Origin of the sequence: Desulfosporosinus orientis DSM 765, from assembly GCF_000235605.1 — a bacterium.
In the GTDB taxonomy this organism is placed as follows: Bacteria; Bacillota; Desulfitobacteriia; order Desulfitobacteriales; family Desulfitobacteriaceae; genus Desulfosporosinus; species Desulfosporosinus orientis.
This window is the reverse complement of the sequence record NC_016584.1, coordinates 5,011,733-5,029,788: the sequence shown is the minus strand read 5'-3', so window position 1 is coordinate 5,029,788 and position 18,056 is coordinate 5,011,733. Positions and strand designations below refer to the sequence as shown.

Below are 18,056 nucleotides of genomic sequence, written 5' to 3'. Positions count from 1 at the left end.
AGGGTTAGAAAATTGAATAGAAATAAGGAGGTAAGGATTTGAAAAATGATTGTGGTTTTAAACCCTATTTTTTAGCAACAGGAGTAGGAAGTCTTCCGCAAACCAGTCATGAAGAGGCTTTAGACTTGATTTGGAAGAGCGTTCCCTTTGCTCCACATTGGCCTCAACTTCCTAATCTAGGAGCCGAAAGTGCTTTTATCGGACAATATCTCCGCGCCTTGATTGAAACGGGAGTCATTGGAGATGTTGAAAAACCACAGTTTCAGGTTGAAGCCCATGATTGGCTGGAACGAATGACGGAATTTTATTCGCTGTATTTGGAAGGGTTCGAAGGAAACCAAGAAGTGTTGAATCGCTTTGGATTTACTTTTCGAGGTGGGAAAGGATTCGAAGCTTTTATTAATCGTTTAGAAAGCAGGGGGACACAAGATGCTGTATTACTTAAAGGGCAAATCAGTGGTCCTCTAACCGTTGGGCTGCAAATTACTGATAAAAACAGACGTTCGAGTTATTATGATGATATCCTTCGAGATATGTTGGTGAAGGCTCTTGTTTTGCATGCTGAGTGGCAGACAAAACGGCTTCGCAAGTATGGACTGCCTGTCTTAATGACCGTTGACGACCCAGGGCTCTATGGTTATGGGGCATCAACTCATGTTACTTTGAACAGGGAACAGCTCATTGAAGATTTAAATTTAATTTTTATGGGAATTGTAAAGCAAGGCGGAATTCCGGGAATTCATGTTTGCGCAGGAATGGATTGGACCCTCCTTTTTGATTCCAAAGTGCAAGTGATTAATTTTGATGCTTATGAGTATATGCAAAGTATGGTGGTATTAGCAGGACCGATTAATGATTATTTATCTCGAGGAGGGATTCTTTCTTGGGGAATTGTTCCCACAAATCAAGAGGCTTGGCAAGAGACCGCTCAGAGTTTAAGGGAACGTTTGGAAAGAAATCTCCAGGAACTTGTGAAACGTGGTGTTGATGAAGATCGACTACGGCAACAAAGCATGCTTACTCCAAGCTGTGGCACAGGCACCCTTGGTAAGGATTTGGCAGAGCATATTTATGAACTTTTATTTGAAATTGGGGATACTATGAGATAACTGTTAAGGATGGGTTGAGTAATAGATCAATTTTACTTTAAAATAAACCAAGCATTTAAGTGAGAAATGCTAAGGGAGGAATTCTTACATGTTAACTAAAGAGATGACTGTAGGTCAAGTGTTACGGCAGTATCCTCAAACCGTTCAAGTTTTCCTTGAACTGGGGATGCACTGCTTGGGATGTCCGTCTTCGACAATGGAAAGCCTTGAAGGAGCAGCTTTAACCCATGGAAAGAAACCGGATGAATTGATTGCAAAGTTAAATAAAGCCATTACTACTGTTTAAGCATTTGGGAAAAGATGAAAAATAGTGTATATTTTTAAAGAGTAATTAAGAGCTGGTCTATTTTGGCCAGCTCTTTTTATTCACCAAGACAATGTCTTAGGTCAACAGCATGTTTTCTGGTATTAATCCATAACTACAGGGTACTTGGTTAGGTATCCTTCAAGGTTTGTATAAAGAAAATGTACTTGCTTTTGTGGAGTTAATTATTAATGGTTAAAAATAGAAAATAATTAATCTAGACATACACCTTACAACGTTATTACCATATATTGTTATTAGTTAAGGGCAAGGAAATAAAAGCCAAGGATGAACTTGCCGAGTTAAAGGAGGAAATTAAAATGGAATTACGTTCCGTTGCTTATAACCCAAGTTTCAAACCAGGTATGCCAAGTATGCCAAGTATGCCAAGTATGCCAAGTATGCCAAGTATGCCGGGGATGCAAGGGATGCAAGGGATGCAAGGGATGCAAGGGATGCAAGGGATGCAAGGGATGCAAGGGATGCAAGGAATGCAAGGTATGGAAGGCATGGAAGGTATGCAGGGAATGCAAGGCGGTATGATGCCCGGAGCGCCTGGCATGTATCCTCCAGGAGGCTTTGTAAACATGGATGTTGATATGGACCCAGGTTGTGCTTCATTAGATGTTGATGGACCAATGCCCTGCTCGCCATGTGGAACTCCGGGGATGCATCCTCACCACCATCATCACTACCAACATTACCCAGTGCCTACTCCGGCTCACGAAGTTTATGTTGTCAAAAAAGGTGATACAGTATGGAAAATTGCTAAACGTTATGGAACGACAATGCAAGCCATCATTTTAGCCAACGACTTACGCAACCCCGATCTCATTTATCCAGGTCAAATTTTATTCATTCCAGGAGTATCTACAGGAGAGTTTTACGGTTAATAAGTAAAAGCAAAAATATAATCATCACCTGAACCCTGAGTTGATCTTGGGGTTTGGGTTTTTTATTTGGAAAGATGGGGAAATGAATATGTTATGATGAGGCAGGACATATTGTTTCTTGTGGTTTTCTTATAAGAAAGCAGGAGATTTTCAAGCTTTGTTCGAATAGTTAACAATTGCAAGGGAAGGAGTGGGTACCATGGATTATCAGGTTGGAATTCTCGGGGGAGGACCTGGGGGATATGTTTGTGCTTTAAGAGCTGCTCAACTAGGATTATCTGTTTTGCTAGTTGAGGGTGAAAAATTAGGCGGTACATGCTTGAATCGGGGGTGCATCCCTACTAAGGCTTTGGTAAAAAGTGCGGATTTGTGGCGTGAGATGGGACGCGCTGAGGAGTTTGGTTTATTTGCTGGGGAAAAACGGATAGATTACAGTGCTGTTGTCGCTCGCAAAGATCAAGTTGTCAATTCTTTGGTAAACGGTGTTGATAAATTGATGAAAGCGGCGAAGATTCATGTGGTCAAAGGATGGGGAGAATTTAATAAAGTTGGACAGCTTTCTGTTGCCACTGAAGGCGGAGAAGAGAACTATTCTGTTGAAAATATTATATTAGCGACTGGGTCTGTGCCTGCTCGTATACCTATTCCGGGATCGGATCTTCCAGGAGTTGTAACCAGTGACGAAATCCTCGAAGGGACACAATTACCTAAACACCTTGTTATCATTGGAGGTGGGGTCATAGGTTTAGAATTTGCTTCAATTTATGAGGCTTTTGGGGTAAAAGTCAGTGTTGTTGAAATGCTTCCCACTCTATTGCCAACCATTGATGAGGAAATTCCAAAGCGTTTAACTCCTTTGTTAAAGCGAAGCAGAATTGATGTTTATACAAAAACAGCTGTCAAGGGTATTCGAAAAGACGGGGAAAACCTTGTCGTGGAAATTGAGGATTCAAAAGGACTGAAAGAAATTCAGGCAGATCGTGTTCTATTATCCACCGGCCGTCGTCCAAATCTGAGGGGAATCGATGTTAATAGTTTAGGCCTGGAAACTGAAAGAGGAGCCATTAAGGTTAACGCACAGATGCAAACCAATTTGCCTAATGTCTATGCGATTGGTGATGTTGTCGGAGGAATTATGTTGGCTCATGTGGCCTCCGAAGAAGGGATTGTGGCTGTTGAACATATTGCCGGGCGCTCTGTTGAAATGAACTATAAGGCTATACCCAGTGCAATTTTTACTCATCCTGAAATTGCAACGGTTGGATTGACGGAACAGGAATTAAAAGCCTCAGGCCAAGAGTATCATGTCAGTAAGTTTCCTTTTTCGGCAAATGGTAAGGCTTTAGCTTTGGGGGAGAGTGTGGGGCTTGTTAAGATCTTGGCAGATTCGGAAGGAATTGTGAAAGGGGCAAGTATCATGGGTCCACAGGCAAGTACCTTGATATCCGAATTAGTAATAGCTGTGGAAAAAGGTCTCCGGGCCGAGGATATTGCTCGGACGGTTCATGCTCATCCAACCTTGCCGGAAGCGGTTATGGAGGCTGCCCACGGCATTATGGGGAAACCCCTTCATTTAGCTTAGTTAAATAGCCTTTTTTCAAGCTGTTTTTATTATCTGATGGTGTCGTGTTAGCGGCATGTGGGTCTAATTAGAAATACGCTTTGATCGGGTTCAACCGATCAAGGCGTATTTTTTTTGCAATTTTCTTGCCTTAAGTTGTTTCGCAGCGCCCTTTGCCTTCCAAACCTTCTGAGAATGGGCCTTAAAGGTAGGACCTTTCTCCTGTTTTAATTTTTTTATCTAAAAAACCTAAATTAACAGCAGGATTATCTTTGTTGATGGAGAATAGTGGGAAGAAGTGGGGTAAAGTGGGGCGGAAGACCACTGCAGTGGGGTGAACACTATGTTTATGGGGGAGTACATTCATACCATCGACGGAAAAGGCCGGTTGATTATACCGGTGAAATTCCGTGATGCCTTGGGTGAGCAATTCATTGTAACCAAAGGCTTAGATCACTGCTTGTTTGTGTACCCCCGCCCGGAATGGGAAACTTTAGAGAAAAAGCTGCGTGAGCTGCCCTTTACTCAACCCGAAGTACGTTCCTTTGTCCGTTTCTTTTTTTCAGGGGCAACAGAATGTGAACTAGACAAACAGGGAAGAATTCTATTGCCGGCAAATTTGCGCAGCTATGCGCAATTGGAGAAGGACCTGGTTCTGGTGGGAGTGTCAAGCCGAGTTGAGATTTGGAGTCAGACACTTTGGACAGAATACAGTCAGCAGGCAGAAAATGCCTATGCCAGTGCTGCTGAATCGTTAGTCCATCTCGGAATATAGAAAGGAACGGATTAGTTTGGATTTTCATCATGTCACTGTGTTATTAGAAGAGACCGTGGATTCAGTTATTACTAACCCTTCCGGGAGGTATGTAGATTGTACCTTAGGCGGTGGGGGACATAGCCGTAAAATTATTGAGAATATGGGCGAAGATGGAAAGTTGATTTGTTTCGATCAAGATGAACACGCAATCCATCATGCCCGGGAGACCTTTCAAGGGGATGGACGAGTAACCTTGGTTAATCGAAATTTTGAACATTTGGAAGCAACCTTAAATGAGCTGGACTTGCTGCCTGTTGATGGCATTATTTTCGATCTGGGTGTCTCCTCTCCTCAATTGGATGAGGCTGAGCGGGGCTTTAGCTATATGCAGGATGCCCCTTTAGATATGCGGATGGATTCTGCCAGGGCCTTGAATGCCAGGGAAATTGTGAATTCTTGGTCAGAAGAAGAATTGGCCCAGCTTATTTGGACCTATGGAGAAGAAAAATGGGCTAAGCGCATTGCCCAATTTATTGTTCAGGCCCGCCAAGTGCGATCTTTGGAAACTACCGGAGATTTGGTGCAAGCTATAAAGGCTGCGGTTCCGGCTGCGGTTAGGAGAAATGGACCTCATCCTGCCAAACGCACATTTCAGGCCATACGAATTGTTGTTAACGACGAACTGGGCGTTTTGGACAGGGTGTTGGATCAGGCACTTCGTTGTTTGAATCATGGCGGACGAATAGGGGTGATTACCTTTCACTCTTTAGAAGATCGGATTGTGAAAGAGCGAATGAGATCCTGGCAGGGACGATGTACTTGTCCTCCGGAATTGCCAATTTGTAGGTGTGATGCCAAAACAATGGCAAAGGTGTTAACCAAGAAGCCTATTCTTCCATCAAGAGAAGAAGTTGAGCATAATCCTAGGTCGAGAAGTGCAAAATTACGGGTTGCCGAAAAAATATAAAGTCTAAAGCTAAAGGAGGAGGAATACCCATGGTAGTGGCGCAGGAATCAGTTGAATGGCAGGAGGCGTTGGCGAATACAAATAGGGATATAACTAGAAATCCTAGACCCAACAGAAAAGGGAAAGGATATTCTAAAATTAAAAGCATTATGGCATTGGGATTGATTGTTGGCATAACCGGTGCCATAGGAGCAGAGACCGTTCATCTGACGGTTGTCAAGGGAGCTCAGGTTCGATCCTTGGAAAAGGAAATTGCTGATATCAAAACAAGGAATGAGCTTCTCCAGATGGAGGTTGACAAACTTCGTTCTGTAAGCCGAATTGAGAGTGTAGCTTTGTCCATGGGAATGGAAAAGCCTACGGGGAAAGTGTATATGGCAGGAGTCGTGCCTTCAGCCAAAAATAAAATGGGGGCTTCGTCAACCCAAGTCGCAGCTCAGACTAGTGAAGATAAACCTTCCACCATCCAAAAATTTTCTCAAAAATTTACGAGTTTTTTTGCTTCTACACAGCGATAAGAGAAAGGCGATTTGGGTACGCTAGAGCCCCCGGGAAAATGGGGGTGAGGACTGATGAGTCCTTATGTCGTTATGCGTAAACGAATCGCTTTTCTTTTTTTGTGTGTTTGTGCTTTTTTAGTGGTTTTAATTGTCCGGTTAGGGTTTGTGCAGCTTAGTCAGGGTGCGGATTTGCGCAAAAAGGCCGATGATTCTCATTTCCGTGGGGTCCCGGTTGCACCAAAACGCGGAAATATTGAAGACCGAGAAGGAAATGTATTGGCAATGAGCGTTAGTACTGAGACAGTTTATGCAGTTCCAGCAGAAGTCCGTCAGACAGGGAGAGCCAAAGAAATGGCTGCAGCCTTATCCCCCTTGCTGGGCAAACCTGCTCAGGAAATTGAAGCACGCATTACCAAACGTTCTGCTTTAGAATATGTTCAAAAAAGGGTTAGTCCTGAGGTTGCTGCTCAGGTACGAGCTTTGGAATTTCCGGGAATTGGAACGACGGAAGATAGTCAACGCTATTATCCCAATGGAAGTCTCGCTGCCCATATTATTGGGTTTGCCGGGATTGACAATCAAGGCCTTGAAGGAATTGAATTGACAAGGGATGATGAGCTAAAAGGAATACCAGGCAGTATTCTTCAAGAATTTGGTGCCAATGGTATTCCCTTGCCTCAGGCACAACACCAGTATTTGGCTCCTAAACAAGGAAATACTGTGAGGTTAACTATTGACAAAAATATTCAAGCATTTGCTGAGCGAGAACTGCAAAAGCTGATGAGCGGTCAGGGTGTCAATATGAACGGCCAAGTGCCTAAGAGTGCCTCCATCTTAGTGATGGATCCCAATACAGGAGAGATGCTGGCCTTAGCTTCTGCTCCGACTTTTGACCCTAACCACTATCAAGATGCAGACCCCAGCGCCCGGCGAAACATAGCCATTCAAAATGGCTATGAGCCGGGATCAACCTTTAAGATCATAACCCTGGCAGCTGCTCTTGAAGAAAAGAAAATAAAACTCTCAGAACACTTTTTTGACAAAGGCTCTTATACCGTATTAGGGAAGAATGTTCGCTGCTGGAAAGCAGGAGGACATGGTGATCAGACTTTCACGCAAGTTGCCGAAAATTCGTGCAATCCGGGTTTCATTGAAATGGGACAGCGACTTGGCATGGACACTTTTTATAGATATTTGCGAGATTTTGGCTTCGGTCAGAAGACGGGCATCGAGATGTCTGGTGAGGCCGTAGGGATTTTAGCTAATAAGAAAAAAGCCACAGCCTTGGATTTGGCCACAATGTCTATCGGTCAAACCAATAATGTTACTCCAATCCAGCTATTAACAGCCGTTTCGGCAGTGGCTAACGGTGGGACTTTAATGAAGCCTCAGCTGGTAAAAGAAATAATTGGTCCTAGCGGCAGGGTGATTACCCCCTTTAAAAATGAGGAAATTAGGCGTATTATCAGTGAGGACACTTCAAAGACAGAACGTGAGGTTTTGGAATCCGTCGTAACGAATGGAACAGGCCGTCGTGCCTTTTTGCCCGGATATCGTGTTGCCGGAAAAACGGGGACCGCTCAAAAAGTTCAGAATGGCGGGTATATTCAAGGGGAATATGTCGCCTCTTTTATAGCTTTTGCCCCAGCCGATCATCCGCGACTGACCATTTTGTGTGTCATTGATGGTGTTCCCTTTTATGGGGGGGTTGTGGCGTGCCCAGTTGTGCAGACGGTTATGCTTGATTCTTTAAGATATCTTGGTGTTAAGCCGGATCCTAAAGCTCCAATGACTCCCGGCAAACCCATGCCCGGCCTTGAATTTTCACCGATTAAAAAAGCCGCTACCGTACCTTCAGTTTTAGGACTTCCTTTGGCTGAGGCGGAGAAGATTTTAACGGAAGCCGGTTTTAAGACACTGACAGAGGGGAAAGGGGATATCGTTTTAGACCAAATTCCTCACGGAGATGCTCAAGTGGAGGCAGAGTCCAATGTTCTTCTTTACTTGGGAGCTGATGCATCCACGCCAACCCTTACGCCTTGGTGGGAAGATGAAGATGAGGATATCGAGGCTATTCGCAGTTTATCAGGACGTTTACCGATTTCAGTGAGTCCCCTGGGACGATAATCTCAAGGTCTAGGTCTGATGAAGATGTAATTTGTTTATAATAAATTTTATGATAAGGCTTTATATGGTGAAAAAACCATTTCGAAAGGAACGATGAGGAATGCCGACAGCCAATAAATCACTAGTGGACATTATTAAGGAAATTGAGGTTCAGGCATCTTCGGGAGATTGCCAGGTCATTATTCGAGGTATGTCAATGGATTCCCGGCATGTTCAGCCCGGTGATCTGTATGCCTGTGTACCGGGCTCCCAGGCAGACGGCCATGATTTTGCCGGCAGGGCGGTTGATTCAGGAGCTGTGGCGTTAGTAGTGGAACGTCTGCTGCCACTTGCTGTTCCTCAAGTAAAAGTCGCCAGTGTTCGCCAAGTCATAGGAAAGCTGGCGGCGGCTGTTTATGACTGCCCTAGTGAAAAACTGGAGTTGGTGGGCGTAACAGGAACTAATGGAAAAACAACGATTACTCATCTCATTGAGAAAATCGGGATTAAGCATGGCAAAAAAGTGGGTTTAATAGGAACTCTGGGCGCCAGAATCAATGGCCGGGATATTCCAGGGGAAAGAACTACTCCGGAATCCATAGAAGTTCAAAAGCTCTTGAGTGAAATGGTAGATGAAGGAGTGAGCTTGGCGGTCATGGAAGTATCCTCCCATGCTTTGTCTCTGGGCAGGGTAGCTGGTTGTGAATTTGATGCGGGAATTTTTACAAATTTGACACAGGATCACTTGGATTATCATAAAACAATGAAGGACTATCTTAATGCCAAATCCCGGTTGTTCGCCGGTTTGCATGGGGAAAAACAGCCGAAGATCAGTATATTGAATGGAGATGATCCGGCTTTTGGAGAATTATGCAGGGTATCAGCTGCTCCGGTGGTAAGTTATGGTATTCATAATTCCGTTGATTATCATGCTGAAGATGTCAGAGTCACCACGGAAGGGGTACGCTTTCAAGTGCGATTTAAGGAGAACCTACAAGAGATTTCCTATGCCACCCCGGGATTTTTTAGTGTTTATAATGCTTTAGCGGCTTTTGCCTGGGGAGTTGAACGTGGCTATAGTGCAGGAACTGTGGCTGAAGCTCTGGCAGAAATAGCGGGTGTGCCCGGACGCTTTGAAAGTGTTCGGATGGGGCAGCCTTTTCAAGTAATTGTGGATTATGCTCATACGCCTGACGGTTTGGAAAATGTTGTTCGTACCGCTCGGGATTTTACTGAAGGCAGGTTATTGACGGTTTTCGGCTGTGGAGGAGACCGAGATCGGACTAAACGACCGCTGATGGGCGAAGTGGCAGCACAGGGAAGTGATTTTCTTATTGTAACGTCTGATAACCCTCGTACGGAAGACCCGGATCAGATTATCAAGGAGATTTTGACGGGAGTATCAGAAGTGGAATCTATTGCGATACGAGACAGAAGAGAAGCTATCAGGAAAGCTTGTCATATGGCAAAACCCGGAGATACAATTTTGATAGCAGGCAAAGGCCATGAAACTTATCAGATTTTTGGAACTGAGGTTCATCCCTTTGATGATCGGGAAGTAGTGCGTGAAGCGTTAAGGGGGCTGGGCTATGCGTCATTGGACAACTGAATCGGCGGCTAAGATTGCCGCAGGAATTTTGATGGGTGACTCAAAACTAGAAGTTCAAGGATGTATCATCGACAGTCGTCAAGCCAAGGGCGGAGAGATGTTTTTTGCTCTGCCGGGGGAGAAAGTGGATGGTCATGATTACATTGAGTCTGCTTGGCAAAAGGGAGCAGTGCTGGCCGTTGCTGATCAGGCTCATTTTCAGGGCGAAATGGCGAAGCCTAGTGTTCCTGAGGGGAAAGCTCTTTTACTCGTCGACTCTGTCTATACGGCTCTGCAGGTATTGGCTCAGAGCTGGCGTAAGGAACTAAAAGCGAAGGTGGTAGGTGTTACAGGAAGTAACGGAAAAACTACGACCAAGGATATGATTTATTCAGTCTTGGCCCAAGAGTTTCCGGTTTATTGCAATAAAGAGAATCATAACAATGAATTGGGGCTTCCTATGACAATTCTCAATGCGCCCCTTGGTACCGAAATTCTGATTTTAGAAATGGGAATGCGAGGCTTAGGTGAAATTAAGGCTCTATGTGAGATAGCAAAACCCGATATCGGGGTGATCACGAATATTGGCACAACTCATATGGAATTGCTCCTCACTCAGGAACGAATTGCCCAGGCGAAGTGGGAACTCATTGAAACTCTTCCGAAAGATGGAACAGCCATTATTAACGCAGACGATTTGTACTCAGCGCAGAAGGCAAAGAATGACGGTCACAAGATTCTCTTCTACGGACTCGAGGGTACGTTTGCAGAACCGGACATTAAGGGGTCTGGGCTTAGGTCCTCTGGACCCTTAGGCACAATTTTTGATGTAACCTTTAAGCAGGAAACATTGACGGCTGATTTGCCCCTCCCGGGTACTCACAATGTTTTAGATGCTTTGGCAGCTTTAGCAGTGGGCACAGTGTGCGGAGTTTCACTAACTAAAGGGTGCCTAGGACTTAGGGCGCTTGAAATGTCTAAAATGCGTTTGGAGATGAGGCAGGGTTGTAGGGAAACAACGCTGATTAACGATGTTTATAACGCTAATCCCGTTTCAATGAAAGCATCGTTAAACATCCTTAAGGAGCGGGCAGGGCAAAAAAAGACTCTGGCAATATTGGGCGATATGTATGAACTCGGTAATTCTGCAGAGTCCGGACATCAGGATGTAGGGCAAGCTGTGGCACTGTTAGGAGTAAATTATTTAATTACCGTAGGAAAACTGGCTACAGAGATCGCGCAAGGGGCACGGAAGGCAGGGTACGCCGCAGAACAGATAATGGTGACCTATTCGCGTAAAGAAGCAGCAGAAAAAGCCTTGGAGCTGCTTAGATCTTGGGAATCTGGGACATGGGTTCTTATTAAAGGTTCGCGGGGGATGCGAATGGAAGAGATTACAGCGTTACTGGAAAGATAAGAGTAAAGGATGGAATAACATGTCTGAGCGTTTAGTTATGGCGGCGGGATTAGCCCTGCTTATAACGTTGGTCCTGAGCCCCTTTTTGATACCGGTCTTAAGAATTCTTAAGTTCGGCCAAAATGTCCGGGATGATGGCCCCAAAAGACACTTGAAAAAAGCAGGCACTCCGACTATGGGTGGGATAATTTTTCTTGTTGGCATCATTGCCAGTGCTTTGCTTACTGCAGAACAGCCCACTTCCTTGGAAATGGTGACTTTAGTGGGAGTTACACTGGGTTTTGGTTTAATTGGCTTTGTCGATGATTTTATAAAAGTTGTAATGCATCGTTCTTTGGGGCTTCGTGCTTATCAGAAACTAATCGGTCAGTTTGGATTAGCCTTTATCCTTATTTGGGTTTCTGTTCACTGGTTGGGCAGGGGGACGGATATCGCAATTCCTTTCACATCCATCCACTTAGAATTGAGTTGGTTTTACTACATTTTTACAGCTTTTCTTATTGTTTTAATGACTAATGCCGTTAATTTAACGGATGGCTTGGACGGCTTAGCAGCAGGGAGCAGTATGATTGCCGGAGCAGCCTATGTAGTTATTGCTTTAATGGCTGCGATCCATGGGGTAGCTGTTCTGGCCCATGAGACGGATATGGCGGTTTTTGCGGCTGCAGTGGTTGGAGGAACTTTGGGATTTTTACGCTTCAATAGGTATCCGGCTCGGATTTTTATGGGAGATACGGGTTCCTTAGCTTTAGGAGGAGCTTTAGCAAGCTTGGCAATACTTACCAAGAGCGAACTGGTCTTTACCCTTATCGGCGGATTGTTTGCCGTAGAGGCGCTCTCGGTGATTATTCAGGTTTTTTCTTTCCAAACCACAGGCAAACGAATTTTTCGTATGAGTCCTCTTCATCATCATTTTGAATTGGGAGGCTGGAGTGAGTGGAAAGTGGTCATCGTTTTCTGGATGGCTGCTTTGATCTGTGCTGTGGTGGGGATTATCGGATATCTGCCCACCTTGGGCTAGGGAGGAAACTTTTTATGGAAAGAGAAAAAATCTTGGCGTATATCTTAGATTCATACCCTTATCCTATTGCATTTGTCGATTGTGATCATGTTATTAGATACCTTAATAAAAGGGCAGAATATCATTATTATCAAGAACGTGGTTATCGGGACTTAATTGGCAAATCGATTTTTGCATGTCACCAGAATCCGAACTCCATAGAAATGATCAAATCTGCTGTGGAAAAGCTTAAGAATCATGCTAATGAAGTTTTCCTGCATGTCAATGTCAGGAACGAAAGGGTTTATGTTGTGCCTGTTAGAGACGAAAATGGAGAGTTAATTGGGTATTTTGAGAGATTTGAAATGAATAGACAAATGTAGTGAGTAGACTAGGAAGGAACATGATGACTGAACGGAGGATATTGGCGTGAATTGGTTAAACAAACGCGTTCTGGTAATTGGGGCGGGATTAAGCGGCCAGGCTGCTGTACGTAAACTTAAGAGCTTAGGGGCAGAGGCTTTTCTGACAGATAGTCAAGCCCTTGAAAAGCTTGCCGGTATTGAAGATATTGGTCTGGATTCCAAGCATTTGCTTTTAGGCCGGGTACCGGAAATAGAGGAAATAAATCCTGAGATGATGATCTTATCCCCCGGAGTGTCTCCTAAGCTTCCTCTGGTTCAGCAAGGGATCTCCCGGAATGTGACCTTATGGAGCGAAGTAGAGCTGGCTATGCATGATTGTCCCGCTCTTTGTGTTGGGGTGACAGGCACGAATGGAAAAACGACTACCACCACACTCATTGGTGAATTGTCTAAACTGACAGGGAGGCCAACGGTGGTTGCTGGAAATATTGGAGTGGCGATGAGCGGCCAAGTCAAGGGCTTAGAGGACAATAGTATTGTGGTTGCCGAACTTTCGAGTTTTCAGCTTGAATTTGTCGATAAACTTCGCATTCATATCGGAGTACTCCTGAATCTTACCCCGGATCATTTGGACAGGCATGGTACTATTGAGAACTACTTAGAGGCCAAAGCGCAAATTTTCAAAAATCAGAGTCCCACAGATTTAGCAATCTTAAATTGGGATGATCCTTTGGTTAGAGATTTAGGGTCTAGGCTGCAAAGCAGAGTTGTTTATTTTAGTCCTACCACTTTTTTGCAGGATGGGATAAGTCTTTGGCATGATGACATAGTTTTTGCAGTTAAGGAAAAGAAAACGATGATTCCGATTATTTCCCGAAAAGAACTAAAGCTGCGCGGGTCTCATAATTTGGAAAATGTTATGGCTGCTGCGGCAGCAGCCCGAGCCCTTGGACTATCCTGGTCCGAGATTTCTGACGGATTAGCACAGTTCAAAGGGGTAGAACATCGGCAGGAAATAGTGGGATCTTACGAGGGAATAGTTTATGTGAACGATTCCAAAGGGACAAATACAGACGCAGCGGCCAAAGCCTTGTTAGCTTTCGATGAACCGTTGGTCTTGATAGCTGGGGGGAAAAACAAAGGGCTTGATTTTCACGAATTTATGAAACTCGCCAGTCAGAAAGTTAAGAGCCTGATTTTGTTGGGACAAGCGGCGGATGAAATGGAGGAAGCCGCAAAGGATGAAGGGGTAGAGAGAATCATTAAAGTTGGGTCTTTTGAAGAAGGGGTCAAAAAAGCGATCTCGGAAGCAGTCCCGGGTGATGTGGTTTTACTGTCCCCAGCTTGTACAAGTTGGGATATGTTTAAGAATTATGAGCAAAGAGGGGAATTGTTTAAGGAGTTAGTGCGTAGGCATTATAGGGAACCCATTCAACAATAAAGGGGGATCTATTGATGCGAAAGTACCATCGACCCGATTTAGTCTTGCTGGGAGCGATTTTAGCTCTGTTAGGGATAGGTTTTATCATGGTTTACAGTTCAAGTGCTGTTAGAGGTTACATACAGTATGATGATCCTTATCACTATCTCAAGATGGAAATACTCTGGGTTGCGGTGGGACTGGTAGTAATGGCTTTTAGTATGTTCATTGATTTAAGGTGGCTGAGGAAATTCGCCAAGCCGGCTCTTATTGCTGCGATTGTTCTCTTAATTGCGGTGAAGATTCCCGGTATCGGGCGCCGAGTTAATGGAGCTGACCGCTGGATTGGTCTTGGTCCGCTGTCTATCCAGCCCTCAGAAGTGATTAAGCTATCTATGGTGTTAATGATGTCCCATGTCTTGGCACTTAAACCCCATAAAATTGAATCCTTTCGCAAAGGAGTATTGCCAATTCTGGGCTTGATGGGTGTTATAGCAGGATTGATTATGCTTCAGCCGGATTTAGGGACGACCTTAGTTATTGCAGCAACAACCTTCTTTCTGCTGATTGCCGCAGGAGCAAGAGCGGGGCATATCATGGCTTTAGCCGGGACAGGTCTGGGACTGGTGGTGGCTGCTATTGCGGCGGCTCCATACCGTATGCGGCGTATTTTTGCTTTCTTAGATCCTTGGGCTGATCCTTTGGGAAATGGTTATCAGACTATTCAAGCCCTTCTGGCCTTGGGGCCGGGTGGGTTGTTCGGTCTCGGTTTAGGTCAGAGCCGGCAAAAGTTCCTTTATTTGCCGGAGAATCATACGGATTTTATCTTTGCCATGATAGGTGAGGAACTAGGGTTTGTGGGAGCTTCTCTGGTGGTTTTATTGTTTTTCTTGTTTGCTTGGCGCGGATTCCGGGTGGCAATGAGAGCCCCTGACCCATTTACCGGTTTTCTGGCCGTGGGCTTAACAGCTATGGTTTCTATTCAGGCCATGATTAATATGGGGGTTGTCAGCGGGGTATTGCCTGTTACTGGGATCACCTTACCCTTCATCAGCTATGGAGGCACTTCGCTTGTTTTTACCATGTTAGGTGTAGGTGTGCTGTTGAATATTTCCCGGGAAGTAAGGTAGTAACTAGTCACATGATGGAGGAAGGGGTAGGAACGGTGCGTGTAATGATAACTGGCGGAGGAACAGGAGGGCATATCTATCCAGCCTTAGCTATTGCCAAAGGGTTACTGGCCAGGGAAAGCAATACTGAGATTCTTTATGTGGGAATCGAAGATGGAATGGAAGCTCGTTTAGTTCCGGAGGCTGGGATAGAGTTTAAGGGTATTTCAGGAAAAGGCCTTCCGCGCAAATTGAGTTTAGAAACGATTAAAGTGATTGGCAAAAGTTTTAAAGCCCTTTGGGAAACCAAGAATATTCTGCGTAAATTCCATCCGGATCTAGTTGTGGGCACGGGTGGATATGTATCAGGACCTGTTGTGTTGACCGCATCTCTTTTTAACATTCCAACCTTGCTTCATGAACAGAATGCTCTGCCTGGAATTACGAATCGAATATTAGCCCGGTTTGTCAATCGGGTCATGGTAACATTTCCCGAGAGTATTGCTCATTTTGGGGTTAAGAATAAAATGGAATTGGTGGGATTACCTGTACGCCGGGAAATTGGACAAATTAGCCGTGAAGCCGGGGCCAGGCACTTTGGTTTGCGACCGGAACGAATGACCTTGCTGGTGACCGGTGGAAGCAGGGGAGCCCGAACCTTGAATCAAGGGATGGTCACAGTCTTAGAAAAGCTCCTTCAGCGTCCGGAAATTCAAGTGATTTGGGCTACAGGGTCATTGACATATGCAGAGACCATTGAAGAGCTTAAGAGACGAGGTGTTTCTTGGCAGCAATCTCAATGGCGGGTTCTTGAATATTTAAAGGATATGCCGGAAGCTTTAGCCTGTGCAGATTTATACATTGGCAGAGCAGGTGCAGCGTCACTGGCTGAACTGATGGTAGCTGGAATACCCAGTATTTTAATTCCCTATCCTTTTGCTGCTGAGAATCATCAAGAATATAACGCTCAGGCCTTAGTTAAAGCTGGAGCAGCTCAACTTGTGCTGGATTCAGAATGTGATGGGGAACGCTTATGGAAAGAAATTGATCATCTGATTTCTCAGCCGGGACTCTTGGAAAAAATGGGCGCGGCTGCCTTTTCACTGGCTCAGCCCAAAGCGTTGCATAAAATCGTGGATCTTTGTTTGGCCACAGCCTGGCACTAATTCGTGGCTCGAACCACGAATATGAATATCGAACTACGATAATGCTCACACCTTTCAACTTTCATGCATAGCATATGGCAGTAAAGAAAGAAAGGAGTGGGCATAGTGTGGCCAAAACGAAAACTTCAACTGGTTGCTTCTTCTGCAGCTCCAGGTATTGGTGGAGTTCGAGCAATATTAAAGGGAGTCGAGGTTGATTTTCTAGAAGCAGAACCAACTGCGAAGGAGTTTGGCAAAGAATTTGAGGAATGTTGGATGGATAGACCCTTTGATACTGCAATATCTGAGGCGGAGGCAATTGGCCCGGTTACAGAATTGATTTACTGGCAGGAAGAGCAGGAAAGTGATTTCTGGAGAGAAAAAGCTCTTAGTCAAGGCTTGCAACAACGATCGATTCAATCGTTAATACATACTATTTTCGAGGATGAACTCATCTTATGGGTCTCTGAACCCACGGTTCTTTTCAATGAACGTCCATTGTTGGTGCATATCTTAAATGAAGCCGGTTTTGAACCGACGCTGCTATGGCCAATTGGCGAAGAAAACTGGCAATGTGAGCGCAAGCAGGGTGTTCATTGGATTATGCCTGATTCTTGGTTAGAAGGATTAGTGGATAAAAGTTCTTTGGGGAAAAACAGTGAAGGGCTTGGAAACAAAGCATCCTGGGTTATTCAAAACCATAGTATTGATTTTTATCGTGCCAAGAATAGGCATCAATATATTGGACATTTGCCGCGCTGGCCTAAAGCGGAGGAAGAGGAAAGTGCCGCTCAGATCATTGCAACTTGTATCGATTTAGGTGTATCTTGGCGTGATATAGTGAGCGCCCTTAGCTTTCTTTGGCAAGACAACAAAAGGGCAGATAACTTGAGGTGGAATTTCAATGATTTTAGATGGAATGCCGGGGCGAGTGGAGAAGAATTATCCTCTTTATCTGCTAAGTACCTGGAAAATTGGTGGGCCCGCTGAGACAGTATATTGGCCGGAGACTGTTGAAGATTTGTCAAGTGTATGGCATAGAGCTCAAGAAGAAGGAATCCCCGTTCGCTTAATTGGAAAGGGGTCGAATGTTCTTTTTCCGGATGGGGGGCTCCCGGGGATTACTTTGGTAACGACGGCACTGCGTGGAATATGCTGGGGGGATTACACAGTAAAAGTAGAGGCTGGGTATACTTTGGCTCGTTTAGCTCAAGAAGCAGGAGAGCGAGGTTGGAGCGGATTGGGGTTTGCCCGAGGAATCCCAGGATCCGTTGGAGGCGCCGTTATGATGAACGCCGGTGCTCATGGCGGAGAGATGGCCTCTTCTATTCTCCGGGTAAAGACTCTTTGGGCAGACGGCAGTATCAAGCAGCTGGAGCGTACTGATTTCGATCTGGGATATCGATACTGTTCCTTACGCGGTCAGGCTTGGATTTTAGAAGTTGAACTGAAATTTCAGCCAGGAGACCGAAATCAGATTTTGCAGACTATGAAAGAAAATTTGAGTAAAAGGAAAGCGAATCAACCTCTTCAGGAACCTAATGCCGGCAGTGTGTTTCGCAACCCGCCCGGAGATTCAGCCGGCCGCTTAATTGAGGCAGCTGGCTGGAAAGGGAAAAGTATTGGCGGCGCAAAAGTTTCTGAGAAACATGCTAATTTTATAGTTAATACAGGTGAGGCTAAGTCTGAAGATGTTCTAGCTTTGATTCAAACCATCATCTCAGATGTTCAAGATAAATATGGAATTACCTTGCAAACCGAAGTAGAAAGCATCTTAACCGGAAATCGTGGGATCAAAGAAGATAGATAAGAAAT

17 protein-coding genes are annotated in these 18,056 nt (G+C 44.8%); all 17 read left to right on the top strand.

From position 1 onward, the window contains the following. Positions 1-38 precede the first annotated feature (38 nt). The 17 genes from DESOR_RS23235 (at position 39) to murB (ending at position 18,051) form a co-directional block, all read left to right on the top strand. On the top strand, positions 39-1,109 hold the full coding sequence (locus tag DESOR_RS23235; protein ID WP_014187039.1) for a methionine synthase: 1,071 nt from the start codon (positions 39-41) through the stop codon (positions 1,107-1,109). A gap of 88 nt (positions 1,110-1,197) precedes the next feature. Beyond that, positions 1,198-1,395 carry a DUF1858 domain-containing protein gene (locus DESOR_RS23230; RefSeq protein WP_014187038.1) on the top strand — a complete coding sequence of 66 codons (198 nt, stop codon included), beginning with the start codon at positions 1,198-1,200 and terminating at the stop codon, positions 1,393-1,395. Positions 1,396-1,733: 338 nt separating this feature from the next. Next, positions 1,734-2,306, top strand: coding sequence for a LysM peptidoglycan-binding domain-containing protein (locus DESOR_RS23225; RefSeq protein WP_014187037.1), 573 nt, complete (start codon positions 1,734-1,736; stop codon positions 2,304-2,306). A 199-nt stretch (positions 2,307-2,505) separates the two neighbouring features. Continuing rightward, positions 2,506-3,888 (top strand): dihydrolipoyl dehydrogenase, encoded by a 1,383-nt coding sequence (lpdA, locus tag DESOR_RS23220; RefSeq protein ID WP_014187036.1) that lies wholly within the window; start codon positions 2,506-2,508, stop codon positions 3,886-3,888. Between the two features lie 322 nt (positions 3,889-4,210). Further along, complete coding sequence (mraZ, locus tag DESOR_RS23215) at positions 4,211-4,642, top strand: division/cell wall cluster transcriptional repressor MraZ (protein WP_014187035.1); 432 nt, start codon at positions 4,211-4,213, stop codon at positions 4,640-4,642. Positions 4,643-4,658: 16 nt separating this feature from the next. Continuing rightward, complete coding sequence (rsmH, locus tag DESOR_RS23210; RefSeq protein ID WP_014187034.1) at positions 4,659-5,591, top strand: 16S rRNA (cytosine(1402)-N(4))-methyltransferase RsmH; 933 nt, start codon at positions 4,659-4,661, stop codon at positions 5,589-5,591. Between the two features lie 29 nt (positions 5,592-5,620). Continuing rightward, positions 5,621-6,109, top strand: coding sequence for an FtsB/FtsL family cell division protein (locus tag DESOR_RS23205; RefSeq protein WP_014187033.1), 489 nt, complete (start codon positions 5,621-5,623; stop codon positions 6,107-6,109). 54 nt (positions 6,110-6,163) lie between these two features. Further along, positions 6,164-8,218 carry a penicillin-binding transpeptidase domain-containing protein gene (locus DESOR_RS23200; protein ID WP_014187032.1) on the top strand — a complete coding sequence of 685 codons (2,055 nt, stop codon included), beginning with the start codon at positions 6,164-6,166 and terminating at the stop codon, positions 8,216-8,218. Between the two features lie 100 nt (positions 8,219-8,318). Then, positions 8,319-9,806: a UDP-N-acetylmuramoyl-L-alanyl-D-glutamate--2,6-diaminopimelate ligase gene (locus DESOR_RS23195; RefSeq protein ID WP_014187031.1), complete on the top strand. Its 1,488-nt coding sequence runs from the start codon at positions 8,319-8,321 to the stop codon at positions 9,804-9,806. Next, the gene (locus DESOR_RS23190) at positions 9,787-11,202 is read left to right on the top strand and encodes a UDP-N-acetylmuramoyl-tripeptide--D-alanyl-D-alanine ligase (RefSeq protein WP_014187030.1); all 1,416 of its coding nucleotides are present in this window, start codon (positions 9,787-9,789) and stop codon (positions 11,200-11,202) included. The genes DESOR_RS23195 and DESOR_RS23190 overlap by 20 nt, the downstream gene beginning before the upstream one ends. A gap of 19 nt (positions 11,203-11,221) precedes the next feature. After that, positions 11,222-12,223: a phospho-N-acetylmuramoyl-pentapeptide-transferase gene (mraY, locus tag DESOR_RS23185; RefSeq protein WP_014187029.1), complete on the top strand. Its 1,002-nt coding sequence runs from the start codon at positions 11,222-11,224 to the stop codon at positions 12,221-12,223. Positions 12,224-12,237: 14 nt separating this feature from the next. Further along, positions 12,238-12,585 (top strand): PAS domain-containing protein, encoded by a 348-nt coding sequence (locus DESOR_RS23180; RefSeq protein WP_014187028.1) that lies wholly within the window; start codon positions 12,238-12,240, stop codon positions 12,583-12,585. 46 nt (positions 12,586-12,631) lie between these two features. After that, positions 12,632-14,008 carry a UDP-N-acetylmuramoyl-L-alanine--D-glutamate ligase gene (murD, locus tag DESOR_RS23175; protein ID WP_014187027.1) on the top strand — a complete coding sequence of 459 codons (1,377 nt, stop codon included), beginning with the start codon at positions 12,632-12,634 and terminating at the stop codon, positions 14,006-14,008. Positions 14,009-14,022: 14 nt separating this feature from the next. Continuing rightward, positions 14,023-15,117 carry a stage V sporulation protein E gene (gene spoVE, locus DESOR_RS23170; RefSeq protein ID WP_014187026.1) on the top strand — a complete coding sequence of 365 codons (1,095 nt, stop codon included), beginning with the start codon at positions 14,023-14,025 and terminating at the stop codon, positions 15,115-15,117. Between the two features lie 35 nt (positions 15,118-15,152). Continuing rightward, entirely contained in the window at positions 15,153-16,262 is a 1,110-nt protein-coding gene (gene murG / locus DESOR_RS23165; RefSeq protein WP_042332676.1) for an undecaprenyldiphospho-muramoylpentapeptide beta-N-acetylglucosaminyltransferase, read from the top strand. Between the two features lie 105 nt (positions 16,263-16,367). Beyond that, positions 16,368-17,231: a hypothetical protein gene (locus DESOR_RS23160; protein WP_014187024.1), complete on the top strand. Its 864-nt coding sequence runs from the start codon at positions 16,368-16,370 to the stop codon at positions 17,229-17,231. Further along, a complete protein-coding gene (murB, locus tag DESOR_RS23155; RefSeq protein WP_174275435.1) occupies positions 17,146-18,051 on the top strand; it encodes a UDP-N-acetylmuramate dehydrogenase in 906 nt (301 codons plus the stop codon). Before DESOR_RS23160 ends, murB begins: the two co-directional genes overlap by 86 nt. Positions 18,052-18,056: the final 5 nt, after the last annotated feature.